The organism is Paenibacillus sp. S29, from assembly GCF_049319765.1.
In the GTDB taxonomy this organism is placed as follows: Bacteria; Bacillota; Bacilli; order Paenibacillales; family Paenibacillaceae; genus Paenibacillus; species Paenibacillus polymyxa_B.
Window position 1 is genome coordinate 1 of record NZ_JBMOUI010000072.1, and the last position, 456, is coordinate 456.

The window sequence follows — 456 nt, forward strand, 5'->3', positions numbered from 1 at the left end:
CCGGTAGTCTGTCACACTGCAGCTATCCGAGCTGGTGATCAGCAGTTCCAGACTGCTCATGTCCAGTCCCTGTTCATGCACATGCTGCATGAATGGTACGATCAGGGCCGGAGTCGATTCGAACACCGTAATCTGATAGTCGCGAATCCAGCCGTACAGACGGCTTGGGTCAATCCGGTCGTCTTTCGGGCAGATGACCATCGTGCCACCGTTATAGAGCGTCCGCGCCATATCGCCGACGAACACGTCGAAGGAGAAGCTCGCCAGTTGCAGCAATCGTACCGGGAACTGGTTCAAACGGTAATCCCGGCGGTAGGCCGCGGCTGTGTTTACCAAGCTGCGATGCTCGATCATGACCCCTTTCGGGCGTCCCGTTGTCCCGGACGTATAGATCACATACGCCAGATCCTGCGGCTCATTGATAGGTTCCACATCCGTGGCATCCCCGATGTACAG

General features: G+C 56.8%; 1 protein-coding gene. It reads right to left on the reverse strand.

Going from position 1 to position 456, the window contains the following annotated elements; all coding sequences use genetic code 11:
- On the reverse strand, positions 1–456 hold a 456-nt coding region (locus ACL9RM_RS26520; protein ID WP_414126704.1), incomplete at both ends, for an AMP-binding protein.